The sequence below is a fragment of the Azospirillum sp. B4 genome (assembly GCF_000333275.1).
In the GTDB taxonomy this organism is placed as follows: Bacteria; Pseudomonadota; Alphaproteobacteria; order Azospirillales; family Azospirillaceae; genus Nitrospirillum.
Window position 1 is genome coordinate 1 of sequence record NZ_BACU01000666.1, and the last position, 1,775, is coordinate 1,775.

Below are 1,775 nucleotides of genomic sequence, written 5' to 3' on the forward strand. Positions count from 1 at the left end.
CCCGATACGGGTGAGGGACGTGCTGTTTGAGGAAATTCTGGTACAATCCCAGTGACATCGGGCCCAGATTGCCGGGGGCCGCCAGGGGCTGATGGACCAGGCGTTGAATGGAAGGATGGCGGGGCGCCGGTGCCCCGCAGTTGAGTTTTGAACGCTGGAGCGTTGACCGATGCCGGATCCGCAGGAGCTGAGTGAAGAGGAACGCATGGCCGCCGAATGGGCGGCCTTGGCGGACGAGGGTGCCGGCGACAGCGGTTTCGGCGACATGGGCGGCGGGGCCACCCGCGTCCTGAACCAGGATGAGATCGACAGCCTGCTGGGCTTCGACAAGGATGGCGCCGGCGACGGCGACAATTCCGGCATCATGGCGCTGGTCAACTCGGCGCTGGTCAACTACGAACGCCTGCCCATGCTGGAGGTGGTCTTCGACCGCCTGGTCCGCATGATGTCGACGTCGCTGCGCAACTTCACCTCCGACAATGTGGAAGTCAGCCTGGACCAGATCTCCTCGGTCCGTTTCGGCGACTACCTGAATTCCATTCCGCTTCCCGCCATGCTGGCCGTGTGCAAGGCCGAGGAATGGGACAACTATGGCCTGATGGTCATCGATTCGGCGCTGATCTATTCCATCGTCGACGTGCTGTTGGGCGGCCGGCGCGGCACGGCGGCCATGCGCATCGAGGGCCGGCCCTACACCACCATCGAGCGCAACCTGGTGGAGCGCATGGTGCACGTCGTGCTGTCCGACCTGTCGGCGGCCTTCGACCCCCTGTCGCCCGTCACCTTTCGCTTCGACCGGCTGGAGACCAACCCGCGCTTCGCCACCATCGCCCGCCAGGCCAACGCCGCCGTGCTGGTGAAGCTGCGCATCGACATGGAGGATCGCGGCGGCCGGCTGGAGCTGCTGATCCCCTACGCCACCCTGGAACCCGTGCGCGAATTGCTGTTGCAGATGTTCATGGGTGAAAAGTTCGGCCGCGACAGCATCTGGGAAACCCATTTGGCGTCCGAGCTGTGGATGACCGACGTGCACCTGTCGGCGGTGCTGGATGAGATCACGCTGTCGCTCTACGACGTGCTGAACTGGAAGGTGGGCTCCCGCGTGCTGCTGAACGTGGCGCCGGATGACACCATAGAGCTGCGCTGCGGCGACGTGCCCATGTTCCTGGGCCGCATGGGGCGCAAGGGCGGCAACATCGCCGTCCGCATCGACCGTGAGGCGCCCAAGCCGGAGACCGCGCCGACATGAGCCTGACCATCATCCTGTCGCTGGCGCTGGACGTGGTGGTGGGCGGCCTGCTGGTCGCCACCATCATTTACGCCCTGCGCCTGAACCGCCAGATCGCCCAGCTGCGCGACAGCCGGGGCGAGATGGAATCCCTGGTGCGGGAGTTCAGCGAGGCCACCGCCCAGGCCGACGCCGGGGTGAAGGGCATGCGCAAGGCCGCCGCCGAATCCGGGGAGGCCTTACAGTACTTGATCACCCGCGCCGACAAGATGCGGGAGGAACTGGAACAGATGACCCAGGCGGCCGACGCGCTGGCCGGCCGGCTGGAGGGGGCCGCTGGTCGCGCCCGCGCCGGTGGCGCCCCGGCGGATTCCGCGCGCGACACCCGGCCGGAGCCACGTGACATGCCCCGGGCGGAAGCCTTGCGCGGCAGCGTGGCCGGCGGNTCCGTCAACGGCCACCGGGCTGAGGCGCCCCCGCGCGGTGGCGTTTCCCCCGCGGCATCGGNCCTGAGCCGCGCTCCCTGCCGGCGCGTTTGGAAGGGGAC

General features: G+C 67.7%; 2 protein-coding genes. Both read left to right on the forward strand.

All coding sequences use genetic code 11. The features are described from left to right. The first annotated feature begins 169 nt into the window (after positions 1–169). Entirely contained in the window at positions 170–1,249 is a 1,080-nt protein-coding gene (fliM, locus tag I55_RS30265) for a flagellar motor switch protein FliM (RefSeq protein ID WP_004271642.1), read from the forward strand. Continuing rightward, positions 1,246–1,775: DUF6468 domain-containing protein (locus tag I55_RS38770; protein WP_049974650.1), on the forward strand; the 530-nt coding region annotated here is incomplete at its 3' end. The genes fliM and I55_RS38770, both read left to right, overlap by 4 nt.